This is a genomic window from Natronosalvus vescus, from assembly GCF_023973145.1.
In the GTDB taxonomy this organism is placed as follows: domain Archaea; phylum Halobacteriota; class Halobacteria; order Halobacteriales; family Natrialbaceae; genus Natronosalvus; species Natronosalvus vescus.
In genome coordinates, this window is record NZ_CP099546.1 from 271032 (window position 1) to 292429 (window position 21398).

At 62.5% G+C, this 21398-nt stretch carries 20 protein-coding genes; 11 read left to right on the top strand and 9 right to left on the bottom strand.

What is annotated here, in order from left to right:
- Positions 1-29: 29 nt before the first annotated feature.
- Entirely contained in the window at positions 30-350 is a 321-nt protein-coding gene (locus NGM68_RS01205) for a DUF5783 family protein (RefSeq protein WP_252699842.1), read from the bottom strand.
- A 248-nt stretch (positions 351-598) separates the two neighbouring features.
- Here NGM68_RS01205 and NGM68_RS01210 point away from each other — a divergent pair, with 248 nt between their 5' ends.
- The 5 genes from NGM68_RS01210 (at position 599) to NGM68_RS01230 (ending at position 7205) form a co-directional block, all read left to right on the top strand.
- Positions 599-1000: a hypothetical protein gene (locus tag NGM68_RS01210; protein ID WP_252699843.1), complete on the top strand. Its 402-nt coding sequence runs from the start codon at positions 599-601 to the stop codon at positions 998-1000.
- Between the two features lie 2272 nt (positions 1001-3272).
- A complete protein-coding gene (locus tag NGM68_RS01215; protein WP_252699844.1) occupies positions 3273-4166 on the top strand; it encodes a Gfo/Idh/MocA family oxidoreductase in 894 nt (297 codons plus the stop codon).
- Between the two features lie 137 nt (positions 4167-4303).
- Entirely contained in the window at positions 4304-5656 is a 1353-nt protein-coding gene (locus NGM68_RS01220) for a neutral/alkaline non-lysosomal ceramidase N-terminal domain-containing protein (RefSeq protein ID WP_252699845.1), read from the top strand.
- Positions 5657-5790: 134 nt separating this feature from the next.
- Positions 5791-6165 carry a Rid family detoxifying hydrolase gene (locus NGM68_RS01225; RefSeq protein ID WP_252699846.1) on the top strand — a complete coding sequence of 125 codons (375 nt, stop codon included), beginning with the start codon at positions 5791-5793 and terminating at the stop codon, positions 6163-6165.
- Positions 6162-7205 carry a zinc-dependent alcohol dehydrogenase gene (locus NGM68_RS01230; RefSeq protein WP_252699847.1) on the top strand — a complete coding sequence of 348 codons (1044 nt, stop codon included), beginning with the start codon at positions 6162-6164 and terminating at the stop codon, positions 7203-7205. Before NGM68_RS01225 ends, NGM68_RS01230 begins: the two co-directional genes overlap by 4 nt.
- Before the next feature lie 151 nt (positions 7206-7356).
- Here the strand turns inward: NGM68_RS01230 and NGM68_RS01235 are convergent, their stop codons facing one another.
- Complete coding sequence (locus tag NGM68_RS01235; RefSeq protein WP_252699848.1) at positions 7357-8136, bottom strand: sugar phosphate isomerase/epimerase family protein; 780 nt, start codon at positions 8134-8136, stop codon at positions 7357-7359.
- A 237-nt stretch (positions 8137-8373) separates the two neighbouring features.
- Between NGM68_RS01235 and NGM68_RS01240 the strand changes: the two genes are divergently transcribed.
- The gene (locus NGM68_RS01240) at positions 8374-9156 is read left to right on the top strand and encodes an IclR family transcriptional regulator (protein WP_252699849.1); all 783 of its coding nucleotides are present in this window, start codon (positions 8374-8376) and stop codon (positions 9154-9156) included.
- A 118-nt stretch (positions 9157-9274) separates the two neighbouring features.
- Here NGM68_RS01240 and NGM68_RS01245 read toward each other — a convergent pair whose 3' ends face one another.
- The 3 genes from NGM68_RS01245 to NGM68_RS01255 form a co-directional block, all read right to left on the bottom strand.
- On the bottom strand, positions 9275-9829 hold the full coding sequence (locus tag NGM68_RS01245; RefSeq protein WP_252699850.1) for a YdcF family protein: 555 nt from the start codon (positions 9827-9829) through the stop codon (positions 9275-9277).
- A gap of 91 nt (positions 9830-9920) precedes the next feature.
- A complete protein-coding gene (locus NGM68_RS01250) occupies positions 9921-10655 on the bottom strand; it encodes a fumarylacetoacetate hydrolase family protein (protein WP_252699851.1) in 735 nt (244 codons plus the stop codon).
- Between the two features lie 153 nt (positions 10656-10808).
- Complete coding sequence (locus NGM68_RS01255; protein WP_252699852.1) at positions 10809-12440, bottom strand: N,N-dimethylformamidase beta subunit family domain-containing protein; 1632 nt, start codon at positions 12438-12440, stop codon at positions 10809-10811.
- Positions 12441-12855: 415 nt separating this feature from the next.
- On the opposite strand from NGM68_RS01255, the gene NGM68_RS01260 reads away from it, so the two are divergent.
- On the top strand, positions 12856-13875 hold the full coding sequence (locus NGM68_RS01260) for an amidohydrolase family protein (RefSeq protein WP_252699853.1): 1020 nt from the start codon (positions 12856-12858) through the stop codon (positions 13873-13875).
- A gap of 130 nt (positions 13876-14005) precedes the next feature.
- Here NGM68_RS01260 and NGM68_RS01265 read toward each other — a convergent pair whose 3' ends face one another.
- The 4 genes from NGM68_RS01265 to NGM68_RS01280 are packed head-to-tail and all read right to left on the bottom strand — an operon-like array spanning position 14006 to position 17812.
- Positions 14006-15559 (bottom strand): sulfatase family protein, encoded by a 1554-nt coding sequence (locus tag NGM68_RS01265; protein ID WP_252699854.1) that lies wholly within the window; start codon positions 15557-15559, stop codon positions 14006-14008.
- Positions 15556-16644 carry a Gfo/Idh/MocA family protein gene (locus tag NGM68_RS01270; RefSeq protein WP_252699855.1) on the bottom strand — a complete coding sequence of 363 codons (1089 nt, stop codon included), beginning with the start codon at positions 16642-16644 and terminating at the stop codon, positions 15556-15558. The genes NGM68_RS01265 and NGM68_RS01270 overlap by 4 nt, the downstream gene beginning before the upstream one ends.
- Complete coding sequence (locus NGM68_RS01275; protein WP_252699856.1) at positions 16641-17624, bottom strand: LLM class flavin-dependent oxidoreductase; 984 nt, start codon at positions 17622-17624, stop codon at positions 16641-16643. The genes NGM68_RS01270 and NGM68_RS01275 overlap by 4 nt, the downstream gene beginning before the upstream one ends.
- Complete coding sequence (locus NGM68_RS01280; protein WP_252699857.1) at positions 17621-17812, bottom strand: hypothetical protein; 192 nt, start codon at positions 17810-17812, stop codon at positions 17621-17623. The genes NGM68_RS01275 and NGM68_RS01280 overlap by 4 nt, the downstream gene beginning before the upstream one ends.
- Positions 17813-18019: 207 nt before the next feature.
- On the opposite strand from NGM68_RS01280, the gene NGM68_RS01285 reads away from it, so the two are divergent.
- The 4 genes from NGM68_RS01285 to NGM68_RS01300 all read left to right on the top strand — a co-directional run bounded on the left by NGM68_RS01285 (position 18020) and on the right by NGM68_RS01300 (position 21366).
- Entirely contained in the window at positions 18020-19231 is a 1212-nt protein-coding gene (locus tag NGM68_RS01285; RefSeq protein WP_252699858.1) for an aminotransferase class V-fold PLP-dependent enzyme, read from the top strand.
- Positions 19232-19478: 247 nt separating this feature from the next.
- Positions 19479-20027 carry a flavin reductase family protein gene (locus NGM68_RS01290; RefSeq protein ID WP_252699859.1) on the top strand — a complete coding sequence of 183 codons (549 nt, stop codon included), beginning with the start codon at positions 19479-19481 and terminating at the stop codon, positions 20025-20027.
- Between the two features lie 213 nt (positions 20028-20240).
- Positions 20241-20888, top strand: a complete 648-nt coding sequence (locus NGM68_RS01295) for a YIP1 family protein (protein ID WP_252699860.1) — start codon at positions 20241-20243, stop codon at positions 20886-20888.
- Between the two features lie 178 nt (positions 20889-21066).
- The gene (locus tag NGM68_RS01300; protein ID WP_252699861.1) at positions 21067-21366 is read left to right on the top strand and encodes a hypothetical protein; all 300 of its coding nucleotides are present in this window, start codon (positions 21067-21069) and stop codon (positions 21364-21366) included.
- The last annotated feature ends 32 nt before the right edge of the window (positions 21367-21398 follow it).

Below are 21398 nucleotides of genomic sequence, written 5' to 3' on the forward strand. Positions count from 1 at the left end.
GTCGTCCGTGTTCGGTTGCCGGCCAATCGTCAGTCTCGAACGTCGAATATACGCTCGAGTTCCGTTTCGATAGCGTCGACGTGGGCCTCGAGGACGTGTTCGAACTGTTCTTTCTCGACGACGACGCCGGTGATTCGGTCGTAGGGGTCGTCGGGGAGTTCGATCCAGAACCCGTCGTCCTCGTCGTAGAACGGTTCGCTCTCGTTGAGCACCTGCTGGTCGATGGCGTGGACGAGTGTCGAGTCGTAGCGCTCGTTAATTCGGCTGAACGCGTTCTTGTAGGCCTGCTGCAGTTCGGGGAAGTAGTTGGCGTACTTGTCCTCGAATTGTTCAGGATCGAAATCGGTCATTGTGGCGCTGTAGTGGCTCGAGGGTATAGTACCCGTTGAAACGTCCCTGAGACCGACATCCTCACCACGAATGGGGCCCGTAACCGGGGCCACAGCCAGGCACCGATCACCCGGATAGATCGGTCACTCGACCGACCAATCCGCCGGATTGAATGTCTCCGACGATGATGGTGTATGGGTACCCTACAAAGGGTGGCTGCCTACGCAAGGCGAATTCATTCAACGGGGAGTAGCTTTTCCCGACGTGTATGCCACTGGATCACCACCCAATCCCACACGAAGCGTTGCCGCCGGGATGGGGGCCTGCTGTCGTCGGTGAAGACGAACTGGTCTATCGCCGTCGCCAGCCACCAGTTGAGCTGATCGCCCAGGACAGTCATGCCGAACAGGCACACCCGTCGCTGGGGATCGGTCGATGCTGGGAACTGCAGTATCGCCACCAGATTGGCGAGCTGTCGGTGACCGAAACGATCGGACACGTCTCGACGAGACAGGGTGCGATTACTGGATTGCTCGAGTGTATGAATCACTTACACGAACACCTCGGTCATCGAGCCGACCCAATCGAGATTCAATCGGCCATCGACGACCTCTCACTCCCGGCATCGCTGCCTGAGAAGCGAAACGTGTCTACAGACCGAACGCAGTAATTCCGAACGGTCTCTATTCCATATAGCATTATATGATTCATCAGCCACGAATTCGTTCGACACTCTCACTCGACGGATCGTCCCGGTGAACGCTCGCAGGCTCGGTGACGCCCGTATTGGCAATCACGTGCGCCATTTCGGCACCTGTGGCCGTGGTGGCTCTCGGTGGGGCACCATTGGTGCTGGTTCGATGGAGGTTGTGCCGGTTCGGTTAACAACCGGCATTCGGACGGGGACGTCAGGTAGCTGATGTAGGCACCACCAAACGTGCTCGAGGTGAGCGACCGACGTGCCTGGGCAATCCCGTCACGTGTCCTGGTCGCCGTCTTTCACGGCCGTCGGTATCGTGTATAGTAGGATCTGGGTCTATCGGATGGACTTGTACGCGCGTTGAAGGTGGGTGCCATCGTTCTCACTGCTTCGCACCTCCGCTATCCAATCGTCTCCTTCGATATCGTCTGACTCGATTCATCATCCTCGAGACGAGTGATGACAGGCCTGCTGCTCGTTCGGGTTCGTCACTCGAGACGGCGGGGTCGTCGTTCTCGTTCTCGCCTTCGTATCGTCTCGTGTAGGATTCGGTTGTCGCTTGCCGAGCTGCAGACTGGTTGAGTCATTTCTGGTGTTCGCCTGAAGTCGAGGGTTTTGGGTCTTCTACTGGCCGGTCGCCGGGCGCTGGTGGAGTTTTACCCTTTCTGGCTCTCGGGTCGATAAATCTTATTATGCTATACAAAATCGCCTCCTCCGCGGTCAGCCAGTGGCACTGAACTGCTTCTCGGTCAGCACACCCGTATCGAGCCGATCGCCAGTGAGTAGGCCCCACCTCGGTTGCTACTGACAGCTCTTTTGCCCGGGTGGTGAGTAACGGAATCACGAGCCAGAAATCGAATTTACTCGCTTGTTCGCCGTCTTCGTTCATCGCCGGGTGACGGATTGTGACACGGAACTTCCCCGTTCAGCGCCCTCGAGAATCTGCCAAAATACGGCTCACCGGTAGTGTAGTAACCGACCACAACGATCGTGGGTGATCGGTACGCTACCGTGGGATCGGCCGCAGAAATGTCCACACCTTATCGCTCGTTGAGTGACGGATTGCGTGTTTGGGAACTCCTCGAATCCGGGTTCCAACACGCCCGGTGTAATTATTTAAATTCGATACTTAGGTAATCATGTTTGATAGCTGATGTGCGGATTTATTGATTCGGTATGCCTTTTCATTGGCTTTCAGTTCTGTCGATCCGTCCCGACTGCTCATCGTCCTCTGACGAGATCGAGTGGTCGATCGGGTTTGCCGGAGCCGTCACGGGCGAGTCGTTTCCGACGATAGATGTTCCCCTTTTTGCGTTGGCGGCGGTGTCTCTGTACGACTCTCACTCGTTGGAAGGGTGCCTGAAAGCAAGACTTTTGAGCACGTGTCTCTGGCAGTCGGTACTGTCCATGGATTCATACACTGTGACTCGTCGACAGTCGAATTGACGGCGGTTGAACGATTGCTGTCTGGAATACGTTGGTATCAGTATCTCTGTTTCGAATGCAGTATGAAATACTAACATGTTTGACCGATACTCTATCTGCTGATGCGATATACTTCGGGCAATGCATTCGTCGGTTGGCACAGGTGAGGACAAAGGTCCTTGATATTACAGACATATCTTTGTAATGGGTGGGGGAGGTTCACCTAGGTATGCGGAGTGGTGTGTAGTACCGGACTGGTACGAGCGTCACGCTGCATAACTGCCACATTTTACAGCGGCTGACGGTCACGGGAGGGGTATGCGTGTGGTAGTGCACCGGAGACTGTGGTTTCTGGGGTGTAAACCCCGCACTTGTCGGTGCTGACTACTGTGTTTCTCAGGTCTAAACGTGGATGTGCGTTCGAACTCTCGTCTCCACCGACAGATGAGGAGACGTATACTCACCGTGGCCAAACACTGTGGTCACGGTCAACGAACCGGCCAGACACGAACGTTTACCAGTAGAAAACACCAACGTTCGGATCATTATTGCTCGATATCGATTACACTGCGACACCGATGGCCGTATTCAGTGTTTCACGGTGTTGGTGGCTGCGGACTCTCTACTGGCTGTTTACGCAGGGAAAACAGCTCGAGTACAATGGGAACACACCACATTAGCTCGAATAGCCGGTATCGGACGAACGGGCTCTATAATTCCACCACCTCCTCGCTAAACCGCTCGAGACCGTGTTTAACATGGTTTCGAGCCTATGGTGCAGTAAACTATAAGTCGGTGAAAGGGTCAGTGGTGGTAGATGGTAGAGATCGGCATCGTCGGGTTAGACACGAGTCACGCAGAAGCGTACGCAACGTCGATCCGAAACCACCCGACGGCAACGCTCGAGGCCGTGTGGGATGGCGGCGACGTTCGCAGTGACTCGTACGCAGAGGGCTTCTGTGATCGGAACGACGCTATCCAATACAGCGACCCGCTCGAGATGGCCGACACCGTCGACGCGGTGATGATTCTCACCGTCGACTGGAATTCCCACCGAGACCTCGCCGTCCCGTTTTTACGACGGGACGTCCCGACGCTGATCGATAAACCGATCGCCGGCACTCTCGCGGACGTGACGGCGATCCGTTCGGCGGTCGAAACGACGCCGTTTTTCGGGGGCTCTGCCGTTCCGTACCACCCCTCGCTTCGCTCGTTCCAGGCGAACGGCGACGAACGGACGCTCTACTGCGTCGGCTACAACGACCCGTTTTACTACGGATGCCACGTTATCGATGCACTGTCGTATCTGGTCAATTCTCACTGGGCAAGCGTCATGCCGGCCGACGACCCCGGGAAGACCGTCGACATCGTCTTCACCGACGGGACGTACGCGACTGCCCGACTCGACGATCCCAGCGGCTACGAGCAGTTCACGTTTTTCAGCGTGGGGGATCAGACGACGGTTCGCGACGTCGGGAACTCCGAGCGTGACATGGCTGAAATGTATTACGGGTATCTGGACGCGTTCGTGGAGGTCGTCACGGGGGAACGCGAGTCACAGAGTGACCGGATTCTCGATGCGGCGACTCTCTTGTTGGCGGTGAACGCGGCCCTCGAGGAGGGGCAACCGATCACGCCGGAGTGCCGAAATCTGGCAGCGTATCGAGCCAATGGGCGGGCCTTTCTCGAGGAGTACCAGCCGTACTACTGACTGTGAGTATTGCTGTGGCTGCCCGCATCGTGTGGATGGTGCCGCGGACAACGTCTGCCTCGCCATAGAGTTAAGAGGCGAGACGCGTTCGTGTCTGTCATGACGTTGCTCGAATTCGATCGACCGGAGGACATCTGATGTACGCCCACGAAGCACGGCTCCGGGCCGGTTCGGCCGCCGTCGACATCACGCCCGATCACCCTGTCGTGATGAGCGGCTACGGCGCGCGAGATGGACGCTCGACCGGCGTTCACGATCGACTGTTCGCGACCGCCCTCATTCTGGACGACGGCGCGGTCACGGTCTGCATTGCGTCTGTCGACGCGTTGAACGTGTCGCGGGAATTCACCCATCGCGTGACCGCTGCCCTCTCGAGCCGAGGCGTGGAACTGGACGCGATTATTCTCGCCGGAACACACACCCACGCTGGCCCGTACCTCCCCGCTCGAGCGATCGACGTGAGCCCCCCGTTGCGAGCGGACGAGGACGTCTCGAGGACGGTCGAGGGGATCGAATCGGATCTGGTGGGAGCGATCGAACGGGCGTTCGAGCGCCGCGAGTCGGCGGGGATTCGGCTGGGGCATGCGACGGAGGAGGGCGTCCAGGAGAACCGACGAGCGGCCGGTGGCGTCGGTGGCAACGTTCGGATGCCACAGGGGCCGATTGATCCCGACGTGACGGCCGTCGTCGTCGAAACCGCGTCCGGCGACGAAACGATTCTGTACAACTTTGCCTGCCATCCGGTGTGTACGACTCCCGGCGAAACCGTTCTCTCGGCGGACTGGCCGGGGTACGCCCGCCGACGGATCGAAGCCGACCGCGACGGGGCGACCGTGCTCTTCCTCAACGGCGCGGCGGGCGATATTAACCCGAGTGGGCTGGAACCCGCCCGTTCGGGTTCGGCAGTTTACGAGGCGATGGAACGCGTCGGGTCGCGTGTCGGCGATGCCGTCCTTCGAGCGGTCGCGGACGCGACTGCGGACGACGCCCCGGTGCTCGAGCGAACGCCGATCCGGTGTGCGAACCGAGCCGTCGAGTTCCCTGTGAAACGAACGCCGTCGCTCGAGAGAATCGAGAGCCGTCTCGATGAACTCGAAGCGCAACTCGAGCACCTCGAAGAGCGGGGAGACGGGGTCGGCTACGAGAAGGTAAACTGGGATCGTCGGTACGCGGAGGAGCTGGCCGCGATCGCGAAGTGGGACGTCGACGCACTTCCGAACGCTATCCCGTACGTCGAAATCGGCGACCTGGGTGTTCTCGGGATGCCCGGTGAGGTACACGCCCGACACGGGCTCGAGTTCAAGGAACGCTCGCGCGCCGATACCCTCGTGCTGGCCGGGTACGCCAACGACTACGTCGGCTACGTGCCGACGCTGTCTGCACTCGAGAACGGGGGGTACGAGGTGCGAACGATGAAAATCGCACCGGAGGCGATCGTCGAGTTCCGTCGGGCGGCGTTCGATCTCGTCTCCGGGGACACCCGCTGGTAGCCCGCCGAAATGCGCGGCCCTTTTGGGGGGACAGGACACTCGAGCGGCCGATACGGCCACGTTGGTGACGCACCCTGGATGGGCTATCGGTAGTGTTAACCGAGTCGGGAACGACCCTTCTCTTGACTCGAACTATGGAAGCAATTCACACGGACGAGGCACCAGCAGCGATCGGCCCGTACTCCCAGGGCATCAGGGACGGCGACCGTATATTTGTCTCCGGTCAGGGCCCTGTCGACCCCGAGACGGGGGACGTCGTCAGCAGCGATATCAGCGAACAGACCGCCCAGACGCTCGAGAACGTCGCCGCCGTGCTCGACGCGGCGGACAGTTCACTCGAGAACGTCGTCAAGGCCACCGTCTTCGTGACGGACATGGACACCTACGAAGACGTCAACGAGGTGTACGCCGAGTACATGAGCGAGCCATACCCCGCCCGGAGTGCGATCGAAGTGGCCGATCTCCCGATCGACATCGGCGTCGAAATCGAGGTGATCGCGACGGCATGAGCGTCGACAGATCGGGCACGCAGCAGGCGGTCGTCACCGACGGCACGGGTGAGGCGTGGGCCGAAGACCGTGAGATTCCCGAACCGGAACCTGGCGAGGCGCTCGTTCGCGTGACGGCAATCGGCATCTGTGGTAGCGATGTTGGCCTCATTGGAGGCGAAGGGCCGCCGTGGACGGACTACCCCGTCGTCCTCGGCCACGAGGTCGCCGGCGAGGTCGTCGAACTCGGCGAGGGGGTCGACCACCTCGAGGTCGGCCAGCGGGTGGCCCTCCACGGCTTCATCTTCTGTGGCACCTGCGGCGCGTGTCGCGACGGTCGGTACTACCAGTGTGACGACCTCAAGGAAATCGGTTTCACCGTCGACGGTGGCTACCGAAAATATGCGGCCTGGCCCGCGTACACGCTGACACCGTTGCCGGACGACGTCTCCGACGTCGAGGCCAGTCAGATCGACTCGGCCGGTTGTACGCTGCACGCGTTACAGCGGATTCAGACGTCGTTTACCGACACGGCGGCCGTTCTCGGCCCGGGTTCGCTCGGCCTCTACGGCGTTCAGTTGCTGCGCGCCCAGGGTGTCAAGGACATCGTCCTCACCGGAACGCGAGAGGCACGTCTCGAGGCCGGCAAACAGCTCGGAGCCACGCGAACGGTGAACGTCTACGAGGAAGATCCAGTCGAGGCGATCATGGAACACACCGACGGTCGCGGCGTCGACGTTGCGGTCGAGGCCGCTGGCGCTGGCGACGTGCTCGACACCTGCGTCCAGAGCGCTGCCAAACAGGGCACGATCGTGCTGACGGGTGTGTTCGGGCAGCGAAAGGAACTCGATCCGGATCAGATCGTTGCGAAGGAACTCACCGTCGTCGGCGGCGTGACCGCCTCACATGCCGTAGACGAGGTGATCGAACTGTTCCGGCGGGACGACCTCACCATCGACGGCGTCGTCACCCACGAGTTCCCGCTCGAGGAGTTCGAGGACGCGCTCGATGCGGTTCGGGAACGGCGTGACGGTCTCGTCAAGGCGGTACTTCGGCCGTAGTCGCTGACCGCCGACTGCCGGACGCCACGAACCGCCCGTGACCGAGCCCTCAACTCGTTTTCTCCTGTCTTCCCGACGATCGCCCGATCACAACAGTGCGCGTGGCGACTGTCCACCCGAGGCCGAAGACGAACGGTGCTCGCTCGAGACGCTACTCGGTACGCCCGGCGAGGATCGATTCGAGGTACTCACGATCCCGTTCAGCGGCCTCCTCGAACGCGAGATCGTCGGTGACGAACTCCACTTCGACGTAACCGTCCAACCCCGCCTCCTCGAACGCGTCGACGACGGCCGGGACGTCGAAGAACGCGTCCTCGAGCAGGCACCGTTCGTCGGGCGGGCGGCCGGATTCGGGGACGGCCTGTACGTGGACGTTGTTCGACAGCGGGGCGAGTTCGCGGGCTTCCGCAAGCACCTCGTCGGGGCTGAGGCCAAACAACGGCTGCCAGTTGAGTCCGCAGTTTGGACGATCGACTGCCTCGATGAGTCGTCTGGCACCGTCCTGGGTGTTCGTCAGCGTTCCTTCGTGCTTCTCGACGGTTACGCCGATCCCGTTTTCAGCCGTCCGATCGGAGAGGGTCTGCAGGTCGTCGATCGTCCGCCTCCAGTGCTCGTCCGACCGATCCTGAAACTCCTCGTGTCCGGCCCAGACCCGGATCAGGGAGGCGCCAAGTCGATCGGCTATCTCGAGTTCTTCGTCAATCGCGTCGAACCCGTCCGTCCCCGGTCGGAGGTACGAGCCGTAGACGGGGATCTCCAGGTCGTTGTCCCGGGCGGCCTCGCGAACCGACCGACAGGCCGCCTCCGAGCCGTCGCCGATGTGCCCGCGGCCCCAGATTTCGATGCCGGCGTATCCGGCGTCCGCGGCGATCGACGCCACCGTCTCGATCGGCTGGTTCCCGGCCGCAATCGTACAAAGTCCGAGCTTCATGTCGTTGCCTCTCGAGGTGGCTGTTTGGTTCGACGGTGTCTCGGGTGATGGATGACGTCGGTGTGTCGATTCATACCGTATCGGATTCTCCCAGTCACTTAACCGTGGCTGTTGGTCGAGCGAATCGGTTTTACCAGCGTGCACACGTGGACTCATCGGGTATCAGGACGTTCGCCGTGGCACGGTGTGTTTACCACGCCTGAACAATTAAGTGGCGTGCGGTCGTAACCGGACAGTATGACGTCAAAACGGAGTTCGGGGGGGTCGAAAAAGCGGATCCAGGCCGTCCAAACGACGCTGGACATCTTCGAGATGCTTCGCGAGAGCGGGGGTGCTGGCGTCACCGAAATCGCCAGGGAAATCGGCGTCACGAAGGGAACCGTTCACAACCACCTCGCCACGCTCGAGGCGAACGATTACGTGATCAAGGAAACCGATGAAACCTACCACCTAGGGCTTCGGTTTATCGACGTCGCCCACCACGCGAAGTCCCGGATCTCCATCCTCGACCTCGCCCGCACGGAGGTCGACAAACTGGCAGAAAAGAGCGGAGAGATGGCGCTGTTTACCGTCGAAGAACACGGTGTCGGGGTCTGTTTGCACGTCGCCCACGGCGAACAGGCGGTTCAGACGCCGCTGCACGTCGGCCACCGGAGCGAACTCCACCACACGGCCGTCGGAAAGGCGATCCTGGCACATCTGCCGCCGGAACGCGTCGACGCGATCGTTGAGAAACGTGGCCTGACCCAGCTAACCGACAAGACGATCACTGACACCGAGCAACTCCACGAGCAGTTGAAAGAGGTTCAAAAGCGCGGGATCGCGTTCAACGAACAGGAGACGATTCAGGGATTAGTCGGCGTCGGCGCACCGATCACGGATCAACAGGGGAACGTACTCGGTGCGTTGAGCATCATCGGCCCGTCCAGTCGGATGGACGAGGATCGACTCCAGCGCGAGCTGCCGGATATGATCATGCGAAGCGTCAACGTCATCGAGATCAACCTCACCTCGCTGTGAGGCCGGCGGTGGGTCTCGAGCCCGTCATTGACTCCGTTTCACTCGAGCCGTCGCCGAGTTTTCCGCCTTCATTGCCCTTCGACACTCACCGCACTTACCGTCCCTCCCCACTCTCCACTCACGCGTGTGCCACCGATAGCTCGTCGTAGTAGTCGTGTCGCTCCTGAAGTCGTCTCGCGATTGTCTCGACGTCGCCGGAGGAGACACCGTCGAAGAAGGCGCGCGTTCGCCGCAACCGCTGTCGCTCCGCTCGTCGTCTCTCCTGACGGCCCGGACCGGCTTCGACCGGCACGACGTCGTACCGATCGCCGACGCACTGGTCGAAGACGTACGTCGCCCGCTCGAGGTGGTACGCGGACGTGACGAGATACACCGTGTCCACCGCTGTGGGCAGTCCATCGATGAGTCGTCGACTGAAGTAACCGTTCCCGATCGTATCGAGTGACCGATTCTCGAGGCGAATCCGATCCGGGTCGATGCCAGCCTCGAGCCCGTACGCTTCCATCTCCGCAGACTCCGATCGTGGGAGTACCTGGTTCGTCCGGCCACCGCTGAAAATCAGGTACTGAGCATCGGTTCGCCGAAAAACGCTGACTCCGACGTCGACCCGATCGTGCAGTTCGTCGATGTCGGATTTCGACTGGAGCTGCCGACCGAGCGTGACGACGACCATACCCGACTCTTCGAGCCGATTGCTATAATGCTGTCGACGCGCGGAGTTGGGCTTGCTCACATCGCGCTCTGCTTGCGATGGCCGCTCCGCCTTACCGCGTCGTGACGTGATTCTCGAGCGTTCCGACGCCCTCGAACTCGACCTCGACGACGTCGCCTTCGGCGAGGGAATCCGGGCCAAACGGCGTTCCGCTCGCGATGACGTCACCCGGCTCGAGGGTGATGAGTTCGGTGACCTCGGCAACGAGTTCGGCGACGGAGAAGATCATCATGTCGCGGGTCGTCTCCTGTTTGGTGTCGCCGTTGAGGCGTAGCTCGAGGCGGGCGTCGTCGGGCACCTCGTCGGGTGTGGCCATCACGGGCCCCATCGGTAACGACGAGTCGAACGCCTTTCCGCGAACCCAGTTTCGCTCCTCAGCCTGGTCGTCGCGGTTCGAGATGTCGTTGACGCAGGTAAAGCCCGCCACGACGTCCATCGCCTCGGATTCCGGGACGTTTCGACACTGTTGGTCGATGACGATACCGAACTCGGCTTCGAAGTGAATCTCGTCCCGACCTGGGGGGAGTTCGATGGCGTCGCCGTGGCCGACGACACAGTTGGGTGTCTTCAGGAATAGCTCGGGACGTTCCGGAAGATCGTCGAATCCGGACTCCTCCCGGTGATCCATGAACCCGCCGGCCTGGCAGACGATTTTCGTGGGTTCGCAGGGTGGCAACACGGTGACCGAATCCGGATCGTAGAGCCGGTCGCCGGTGTCGATTCCGTCATCGGTCAACTCGCCAGTCCGGGGGTAGCCGGATGGATCGGTAAATCGAACGGTGTGCATCGTCGACTAACGACTCGCTCTGGCACACTAACATCCTTTCGGTTCGTGCAGGTTCCCCGACGGACGACGGCCGTTCGGCGTGTCCGCTCCGACTGTTTGCGAACGGTCGTAATCGGACGTGCCTCGACTCCTCGAGGCGACGCGCCGACGACGTCACCGCGACGAATTCACGAAGTCGTCGAGCAGATTCCGGGTGAACTCCTGGAGGCGTGGATCCGGGTCGGCGATCGACGGCGCGTACTCCCGAACCCGAACGTACGGCCAGCCGCGGTTCCAGTCGGGATCCGGATCGATCGCCCGTGTGTAGCCGAGCGTCCCCGCGCTGAAGACGGTGCCACCGGCCTCGCTGTTGTACGCGATCGCGTCCGCGTCGGCCGGGCGCTCTATCTCGAGGTCGCTCGTCCCCTCCTCGTAGTGGAAGAAGTTCGTGTACTCACCGGGTGGCGGACAGTCGTCCCTGACCCAGTCCCACTCCGGGCCGACGACCGCCAGGATCTCGTCACCCGGTTCGAAGCCGGTGTTCGCCATCCACGGATGATCCATGGCGTCCTCCTGTACCGTGAAGTTCGGGAAGTTATACAGGCCGGCCCCCCATCCCTGGACGCCGAGCAGTTCGCACTCGGGCAGCCCCACATCCCTGAACAGCCCGGTTCGACGCTCGTCCTGAATCGGATCGTCTTCGACGGTGTGTTTGTAGCAGACCATCGACCGTGCGTCGTTCTCGTAGCGAACCTGCCAGTAGGCGATGTTCGCCCCGAAGAAGCCGACGTTCGATCCGGCGTCGACCGCTCGTTGAAACGCCAGGCGCTGGGGTCGACTCCAGTACTCGTCGTGACCGGCGCTGAGGACGACGCCCTGGTTCTCGACGAGCGAGGGGTCGCGGTGGACGTCGCTGTCACAGACGTACGCGACGTCGTATCCTTCTTGCTCGAGAAAGCGCAGGAGGTGTACCGCGTAGTTCAGGTGGAACGTGACCTCGTTCACGTACGGGCGGTCGTGGGAGACGACGTTTGCCGGCTCTCCCTCGCTCGTGTGGTCGTAGAGGCTCTTGCCGCCCCACCCGTTGTACGCCTGTGCGGTCGCCAGCGGGAGCTGCACGAGCACAGCCGGGTCGCGGTCGGGATGCGGTCGAACGACGAACGGGTGGGTCGTCGACGTCCCCGCCTCGGGGCCTGAGGTCAGGACGAACCGAGCGAGGTAGAGCCCGCTCAGCCAGTCGACCGGCACCTCGAGCACGTCGGTTACGTCCCAGTCGCAGGCGACTTCGCCGGTTTCGGGATCCGGTTCGGGAATCGGCTGATCCGTCCCTCGGGAGTCACCGCTCGAGGGAATCGTCGTCGTGAGGCGACCGCCGTCACCGTCGTACCAGCCCAATCGGTAGACGTCGATCCGATACGTCCAGTCGTCATCCGTTCGAACGTAGAACTCGAGGGAGTCGCCGGGTAAGACGCTCGTCTCACCGGTGTAGCCTTCGATCAGGTGTTCGACGTGCTCGGGGCGCTCGCTGGGACTGACCCGGGGTTTCCAGCCGTCGTCCCCATCGCGGTCGTTTTCGCTCGAGAGGGTTCGCTCGACAGCCTCGGATTCCTCGGATTCCTCCCCCGAATTTGGCCCGCCGTCGCGTTCGTCGTCGGATCCGGCCGACTCGTCCTCCGAGAGACAACCGCTCGTGATGATCGCGGCACCGCTCCCGCCCGCGATGCCGATTTGCAGCCACCGACGACGGCTCAATCGATCGCTCGCGACGCGTGCTCCAGTGAGGGCTCTCGCCCGGATCGATTCCATCGATAGCGGGTTTGTACGGGTTCATCATAAAGGAATGGGTCGATCGGCCGAACTGATCGCATGTGGCTATAGTAGCCACTGCACGTCATTGCACACCTGGTCGTCAGGCGTATCGGCAATCAGTGCGTCCATCGTTGCATAGCAATTCTTGGAACAGTCTAGACACGCAAGCGCTACCGTCTCCGCTCGAGTGTCTCAGGACTTCCAAGAATCGCTATCAGTTGGTGCTCTCTTTTCAGAGGTTCGACGGCGGTGATCGATTCGCGACGATATCGATGTGTGCGTAGCCTTCCAACAGAAATGTATAAGTCGCCCCGTGATTGTTATCCCATCGCATGGATTTCCCAGACGAGACGCGAGCGACGGGTGCTCTATCCTCGCTCGTGTTCGCGCGAACACAGACGGGTGAGCAGCGGTGACGACCGAGACGAACCACGCCGAGTGGCGACGCGACCAGCCAGTGATCGATATGCACACGCACATCGGCGTCGATCACCTTGAGGAGGCCATCGAACTGATGGATCGCAACGGCCTCGAGACGATGGTCGACATCTCGGCGTACTCCGGCGAGACCTTCGACGAGTTCGTGGAGGCGATCGCGGACTACCCCGGTCGCTTCGGCGTCTTCGGCGGCTTCGAGTTCGAGGACTTCGGCGAAGACGGCTGGCTCGAACGCGAACTCGAGCGGATGGAACGCGCGGTCGAGGCCGGGGCCGTCGGCTTCAAGATCCACAAGCGGATGGGTCTCGTCTACACCGACCCCGAGGGCGACGTCGTCCCCGTCGACGACGAACGTCTCGCCCCGCTGTTCGAGAAGGCGAGCGAACTGGACGTCCCCATCGCGTTTCACACCGCGGATCCGAAGGCGTTTTTCGAACCACTTACCCCGGAGAACGAGCGCTACGCGGAGCTGTCGGAGAACCCCGACTGGTGGTGGGGCGATCACGAGAACCACCCCTATCGCTGGTGGGAACTCATCCGACAGCTCGAGAAGGTGATCAGCCGCCACCCCGAGACGACGTTCATCGGCGTCCACTTCGGGTGTGCGGCAGAGGAGGTCGGCTACGTTGCCGACGTCATGCGGGACAACCCGAACTACGTCGTCGACGTCTCGGCACGACTCCCCGAAATTGGTCGCCACGATCCCGCGTTCGTCCGCGACGTCTTCATCGAGTTTCAGGATCGCATCCTCTTCGGGACGGATCTGGGCGTGCGCGAGACGCTCATGCTCGGATCGCCCCAGGGGTTCGACCCGACCCACGAGCAGGCCGAGGCGTTCTACGACGCCCACTGGCACTACTTCGAGACCGACGAGGCGGAGATCGATCACCCCACGCCGATTCAGGGCGACTGGACGGTCGACGCCATCGATCTTCCACGAGAGGTGCTCGAGAAGTTCTACGTGACGAACGCTCAGCGGATTCTGGGCCTGTAGCGCGGTCGACATCGACGATCGATCTGCCTATACGGTCGTTTTTCTCTGTCGCCGTTCGCCGAGCCACGGCTCGAGCACGAACGTCTGAGCGAAAGCCGATAAACGAGGCCGTATACGACGTCGATCCCGCCTACCGCGACCGCGGGAACCGCTCCATCGTCCGCTCGACCGCCTCGATCTGGCCGTCTGAGCGGTCGTGTTCGCGATACAACTCGAGGAGGGCGTCCGGATCGGCGTACAGGTACGGCCCCCGCGAGGCCGTCCGTGCGAGGGGATCACGCCCGCGAGCCTCGACCGGCCGTTGCTCGTGCCACCGATCCGAGAGGCGCTCGACGAGCCAGCGGTCGAGTTCCGCGCGCAGTTCCGCCGTCTTCTCGGGGCAGGCGTCGACGAGGTTCGTCGTCTGGTGGGGATCCGCCTCGAGGTCGTGTAACAGCTCCAGCCCGTCGTTCGTGAGCGCCGGATCGTTGTAGAGGCCCGGGTAGGAGAACACGCCGGGGTGGAGCAGGCGAACGTACAGCCACCGATCCTGGCAGACGGCTCGACCGTAGGTGTAGATGCCGTGTCCGGAGACGATCGTCTCCCGCCCGTCGAAGGGCTCGCCCTCGAGGGCTGGCGTGAAGGATTCGGCGTCCCACCCGGACGGGACGTCGAGATCGGCGAGGTCACAGACCGTCGGTAAGAGGTCGAACTGGTAGATCTGTTCGTCGACGGCGGTTCCAGCGCCCTCGTCCGTGACGCCCGGCCAGGAGACGATCATCGGGACGCGCTGGCACGCGGGATGGGGGAAGGCGTGTTCGGCGTAGATCCCGTGTTCGCCGAAGGCTTCGCCGTGATCGGCGGTCACGACGATCGCGGTGTCCTCACGAACGCCGTGGCGCTCGAGCGCCTCGAGCAGTGTCGCGATTTCGCCGTCGACGCGGCGGATGCTGGCGTCGTAGCCGTCGACGAACTGCTCGACGTCCTCGCGACTCTCGACGGATTCGGGCATCCGGTAGTCGTAGGACTCCTCCCAGCCGGGTCGGTACTGGCCGGCGCTCGGCCACAGATCGGCGGTGCGAATCCCGGTCATCTCCTGCTGGTCGTCGATCGTCTCGCGGTCGGGCCACGACGGTGGCGGCCCGCTCTCGCGTACCGGGTCGACGAACTCCTCGATGCCCAGGTAGGGGTGGTGGACGTCCCAGTAGTTGACGTGGAGGAGCCAGTCGTCGTCGGTCGCGTGTCTGTCCAGCCAGGATTCGACGACTGGCGTGACGTCCGAGCAGTCCTCGACCGCCGGTCCGCCCGCAGTCGCCGTCGGCATGATCGACTCCTGGAAGTTGGCGCTGAAGTGATAGGCCAGATGGCGCTGGGAGAACTGGCTCACCGACGCCGTGTAGACGCCGTTCTCGGCGAGATACCGGAACGCCGGCATCCGATCGGCGCCAGGGTCGTGGCCGTCGCCGGGTTCGTCGTATCGCTGGCCCTCGCCGTGGTGGGTCACGACGCCCGTGTTCACGCCGAACCGGCACGTCGCCAGCGCGGTTCGACTGGGGAGACACGGCGTGTCCGAGGCGTAACACCGATCGAACCGAACGCCGCGGTCGGCCAGCGCGTCGATCGTCGGCGAGGTCGCCCGTTCGTAGCCGTAACAGCCGAGGTGATCCGGTCGCAGGGAGTCGACGTCGATGACGAGAACTCTCATAGTCGCGCTTCAGCCGCCGGTGTCGCGCCGGCGACGTCGACCCACGACCCCGAGTCGGCCGACTCGTACACCGCGTCGAGGACGCGAAGCACCGACAGTGCGTCGGTCAGATCGGCCGGGGGCTCGACGTCCTCGTGCGTGCGTGCATCGAGGAACTGTTGCATGAAGTCGAGTCCGTAGCCGCCACCGTAGCCCGGGATCGGCGCGTAGTCGTAGGTGAGAAACCGGCGGGGTGTGCTCGCGTACGCCTCTCGAGTCGACTCGAACTCGACGGTCGTCTCGTCCTCGAAGCCGAAGTAATCGCCCATCGGATCCCAGGTCGCCCGGCCGTCCATACCCGTGATCGAGAGGTTGGTGTCGTACCGCCCCTCTCGGAGGTAGTAGCCACAGTGAAGCGTTCCGATCGCGCCCGAGGCGAGTTCGAACTGTACGACGGCGCCGTCGTCCACGTCGACTCCTGCCCGTTCGGCGGTCAATCGAGCGTTCACACGGGCGACCGGGTCGTCCAGAATCCACGGGAGCAGATCGATCCAGTGAATGCCCAGCCACTGGACGATGCCGCCGCGACTCGCCTCCTGGTCGAACAGATAGTGATCGTCGTCCCGGCAGGCGAGCTGGGAGGCGACGAACCGCGCTTCGACGGCTCGGAGGTCGCCGAAGAAGCCGGTCGCCGCGCGCTGACGTAGCTCCTGGGAGGCGGGGTGACCGCGCCAGGTGTAGGAGACGCCTACGGTTGCGTCGGCCTCGTCCGCGGCGTCACGGACGCGCTCGAGGTCAGCGCCCGTCCGCGCGGCCGGTTTTTCGGTGTAGACATCGACACCGCGATCGATCGCCGCCTCGACGACGGCGGGCGTGTCCCGGTTCGAGAGCGTCACCCAGACGATGTCCGGCTCCTCGGCATCGAGCAGCCGTTCGGGGTCGGCGTAGAGCGGGACGTTGCTGAGGCCCTCGACCGAATCGGCGTCGAACGACTCGTCGGGTTCGCAGGCGGCCGTCACCGACACCGGCAACTCGGCGAGACTCTCCAGGTACGGTTCGGTGTGGTGGTGATCCAGTCCGATGTACCCAACCGTCGGCATCGTCATGGTTGCATCTCCGGGATGATCTCCTCGCCGATCCGCTCGAGACACTGGAGGGTCGTCTCCTGGGGCTGACCGGGGAACTGGACGCGGAAGACGACGTGATCGACGCCGAGCTCCTCGTAGGTGCGGAGTTTCTCGAGACACTCCTCCGGCGTGCCGAGGACGAACTTCTCGGCGAGTTCGTCGTAGTCGACCTCGACTTCGTGTTCGTCCATGTAGGTCTGCCCCCAGCGGGCGTACATCTGGTAGAGTTTGAGGAGGTACGGCTCGATCGTATCCCGCGCTTCCTCGTAGGAGTCGGCGACGAAGCAGTCGCGCATCAGGATGACGTCGTTGTCCGATCGATCCATCCCGAACTCCTCGAGGGAGTCCTCGTAGACGCCGATCTGGCGCTCCAGGTCTTCCGTCGTCGACGAGGCGCTCGCGATCCAGGCGTTCCCCCGGTAAGCGGCGCGTTTGATCGCGATGTCGGCGTGGCCACCGATCCAGACGGGCATCTCACCCGTCGGCCGGGGGCTGATGAACACGTCGTCGAACTGCCAGTGGTCGCCGTCGTGGTTGACGCTCTCTTTCGCCCAGAGGCGTTTGAGCAGCGAGAGCGACTCCATGAACATCGGCACCCGGTCGTCCAGCGTGACGCCGAAGGGAGTCAACTCGCGCTCGCGGTAGCCGATGGCCGCGCCAAAGCGCATCCGCCCGCCGGAGAGGCGATCGATCATCGCGACCTTCTCGGCCAGGTGGAGCGGGTTGTACAGCGCCGGTAGCACCGCCATCGTCGCCAGCTCGAGGGTGTCAGTTCTCGCCCCGAGCGCGGCGAGCGTCGTCAACGGTTCGACGACGCCCTCGTCGTGGACGTGCCGTTCCCCGAGCGCCAGCGAGTCGAAGCCGACCGACTCCATCAGTTCGGCCTGTTCGAACAGATCCGTAACCTCGAACTCGTCGTCGGGCGTGTAGTACTGGTTCAGAAAGACGCCGAATTTCATGCGTGGATCACCGTCGCTCGTGGTTCGGACGTGGGGGAAGCGGTCGCCGTTCGTCGATCGCGTTCGGATGCCGCGAGTGTCGGGTGCGATCGCTCGAGCGTGATCGACTCGAGGGGAACCGAGTCGTGAGATAGTTCGTCGTTCGTCCGTCCCGAGATGTCGGGAGTGTTCGCTCTGCGAAGCTGCATTCGTCTATCCGCAGGGGGCGATAGGTAATAATAATAGGGGGCACGACTGCCACCGTTCGGCCGAATCGATCCCCGCCGGAGACATCGCCGGTCACCCGCTGAATCGTCGACACTCGGCGGATTTGATCGACGTAGTGGCGATTCTCGAGCGAATCGACCGAACGACTTATTTTCCGACCGGCGGATATCCAGACGTGTTTCGAACGCATGTCTAACGAGCGATCAATTTACGACGAACTCGGTGTTCCGACGGTTATCAACGCGGCAAGTACGAAAACGCGGATCGGCGGCAGCCTCATCCGACCGGAAGCCGTCGAGGCCATGGCCAGCGCGTCGGAGTCGTTCGTTCGCATCTCGGACTTGCAGGCACGCGCCAGCGAACTCATCGCCGAGGCGACGGGGGCGGAAGCCGGATACGTCGCAAGCGGGGCAGCGGCGTGTCTGACCCTCGGAACGGCCGCGTGTATCGCCGGCACCGATCTGCACGTGATGGATCAACTCCCACACGCCGAGGACGCGGCCAACGAGGTCGTGATGCCGCGCACGCACCGAAACGGCTACGACCACGCCATCCGCCTCGGTGGCGGGCGTATCGTCGACGTCGGCAACAACGACAATCACCTCGGAACCGGGTCGGTCAACACCGAACTCTGGGAGATCGAGGCCGCGATCACCGACCAGACTGCCGCCGTCGCGTACATGCAGAAGTCGTACTCGCAACCGGAGCTCTCGGACGTGGCCGACGTGGCCCACGAGCACGACGTCCCGGTCATCGTCGACGCCGCCGCCGAGTTGCCTCCGGCGAAGAACCTCTCGCGGTTCATCGACGAGGGTGCCGATCTCGTCGTATACAGCGGCGGCAAGGCGATTCGTGGGCCGCAGGCCTCGGGTATCCTCGCCGGCCGAGGGGACCTCATCGAGTCCGCGGCGATGCAACACCTCGACATGCACGTCGCCGAGTCGGTCTGGAAGCCGCCGTCCGAGCTGATAGATCTCGAGCGCTTCGACGGCGTCCCGCGACAGGGCGTCGGTCGCCCACTCAAGGTCGGCAAGGAGGAACTCGCGGGACTCATTCGAGCGCTCCAACTGTTCCTCGAGGAGGATCACGACACTAACGCGCGCGAGTGGGCCGCCCGCACGAAGACGATCGCATCGGCGCTTCGCGAGGAGCCGAGCCTCTCGATCACCGTTACGGAGGGCGAAAAGACGGCCGTGGCACCCGAATCGTTCGTTCGGATCGACCCGGACGTCGCCGGCATCGACGCGACGACCCTCGTCGCAAAGCTACGCCAGGAGGATCCGCGGGTGTTCGTCGGCCCCGATCACCTCCACGAGTCGGCGTTCACCATCAATCCGATGTGTCTCACCGACGAGGAAGCCGAGTACGTCGTCGACCGCGTTCGATCGTACCTCGAGTGAGCCGGGTTCGGGCGGGGATCCCGTCTCTCCGCGTCGGCCGTTCGACCCGACTTCGATTCTAATCACCGATTCTTGCACCCGATCGCTTCCAGTGGTGCACCGCTCCGTCGGCCGCCGAATTCGGTTCTCGAGTTCGTCGAATTCCCGTCACGGTGCCATACACGAGCGTCGCCGGAGCCGGCCGTCGTCACCGCGACCGGTACGCCTATCGTGGTTCACGAAAAGGCCGTGGACAGATGGTGATACTGTGAAACGAGTACCACTCGGCGAGGCAGTGGCGCGAAAGTTCCCCGAATCGGTCGTGTTCATCGTGGCTCCGGACGAGGAGGGCGATCCGAACGTCATGCCGGCGGGCTGGAGTATGTTTACGTCGAACGATCCACTGATGATCGCCGTGAGCGTTGGATTCCCCCGATACACCCATGGGCTCCTCGAAGCGGCCGAGGAGTACGTGGTCGCGTTCCCGAGCGCGGCCCAGAAGGCGGACGTCGTCTTCTGTGGCTCCAACTCGGGGGCTGACGTCGACAAAATCGGGGAAAGCGGGTTATCGCTCGCCGATCCGGCGGTCGTCTCCACGCCGATCCTCGAGGACGCGGCTGCGTGTTTCGAGTGTCGATCCGGGCCGTCGCTCGAGACCGGTGACCACACGATCTTCGCGGGCGAGGTCGTTGCGGCTCACGTCTCGGAAACCTACGACGAACGGCTCAAGAACCTCGGCAGGGAGTGGGGTGACGGCCCCGAACGATTCAAAACGCTCTCGGAACTACTCGGCTCGACCCTGTCTCCCCAGTCGTGACCGATTGTAATCGTTCGGGTTGGCCGCGGTAGCCGTGAGCGACGGGGTGTGGCTCGTGTCGATGTGGCCGCGAGCGACGGTGAGCGTCTTGTGCAGTGGGAACCGAGATCGGGGAAGGCATCGGGTCGGTGTGGACGCCAGTTTTCGCCCGATTACACCGGTTACCATGGGTAACCGAAACACCTACGATGCTAGAGCAGCACACGTAGGGTGATGATCGAACACCTGGTGACACAGCCACGGTACTTTTTCAAAGAGCAGACGAAGTATCCCGGAGCGAGAACGCAGATGCTTCTCGTGTTGGCGGTCGGCATCGCGTTCGGATTGGCCCACGTGAGCATCTACTATCAGATGGGTGAAGAGGCAGCCCAGTACTACGAGGTGATCGCTATTTACACCTCGGTCAACGTCGCGGTGCCGTTTCTGATCTGGATCGGCTCGACGATACTGATGGCAATTCTCTCCCGGTTCATCTCGAGGGGACTGCTGATCGGCGAGCTCTTTCGACTCACTGGCTGGGGAATGTATCCGCTTCTGGCCGCTGGCCTGATCCAGAGCGCGGCTCGAGTCTACGCGCTCGAGGGAAGCGAACCGCCGGAACTCGGCCTGACTCCCCACCTCTCGCACACCTGGGATCAGTATCGGCTCTACCTCGAGACGGCGAACGGCGACCCGGTGTTCCTCGTTACGACGGGCATCGCTGTCGCGTTGGCGCTATACGCCGGCTACCTGTGGATGATAGCCGTCGAGGAACTCGCCGCGTTCGACGAGACGACTATCGCCAGACCGAAAGCGGCAATCATCGCGGCCATCCCGACGGTACTGTGTCTCGTCTGGATTGTGGCACCGTTCGTCTTCTGAGACGTCACGTCGTTTTCACTTCACCTCTCCATCGAAAGGTCGCGACCTGCGCGTTACGTTTGCCGCCTGTTCGGAGCACGGGCGGTGGTTAGCATCTAGCACTCGTTTATACTCGTGGTGACGAAGCTCAGACCGTCATCCAAAACGTATTTACTGGCGTTGTGCGTTAACACAGCTAATGGATTCGAACGGAGAGCCTTCGTCCGCCTCGGTGGAACAGAATCGCAAGTCACTCGGCGTCCGATTCGCCGAGTCGTCCGTCGGCGAACCGGTTATCAACGGTCTGCTCTTTATCACCAACTCGTTCTGGTTGATGCTCGCCGCAGCCGGCGTCATACTCGTCGTGATCGCGGCGGCCGTCGGCGAGGGCGTAATGGCCGGTATCACCGGCGTCTTCGGACTGAGCGCGGTCGCAGTCGGCGTCTTCGGTTACCTCTCCTACCTGTTCTACGTGTCGCGCCAGGACACGCGTTCCTGACGCTGCAGGCGTTCGAGCACAGAGCCGACACC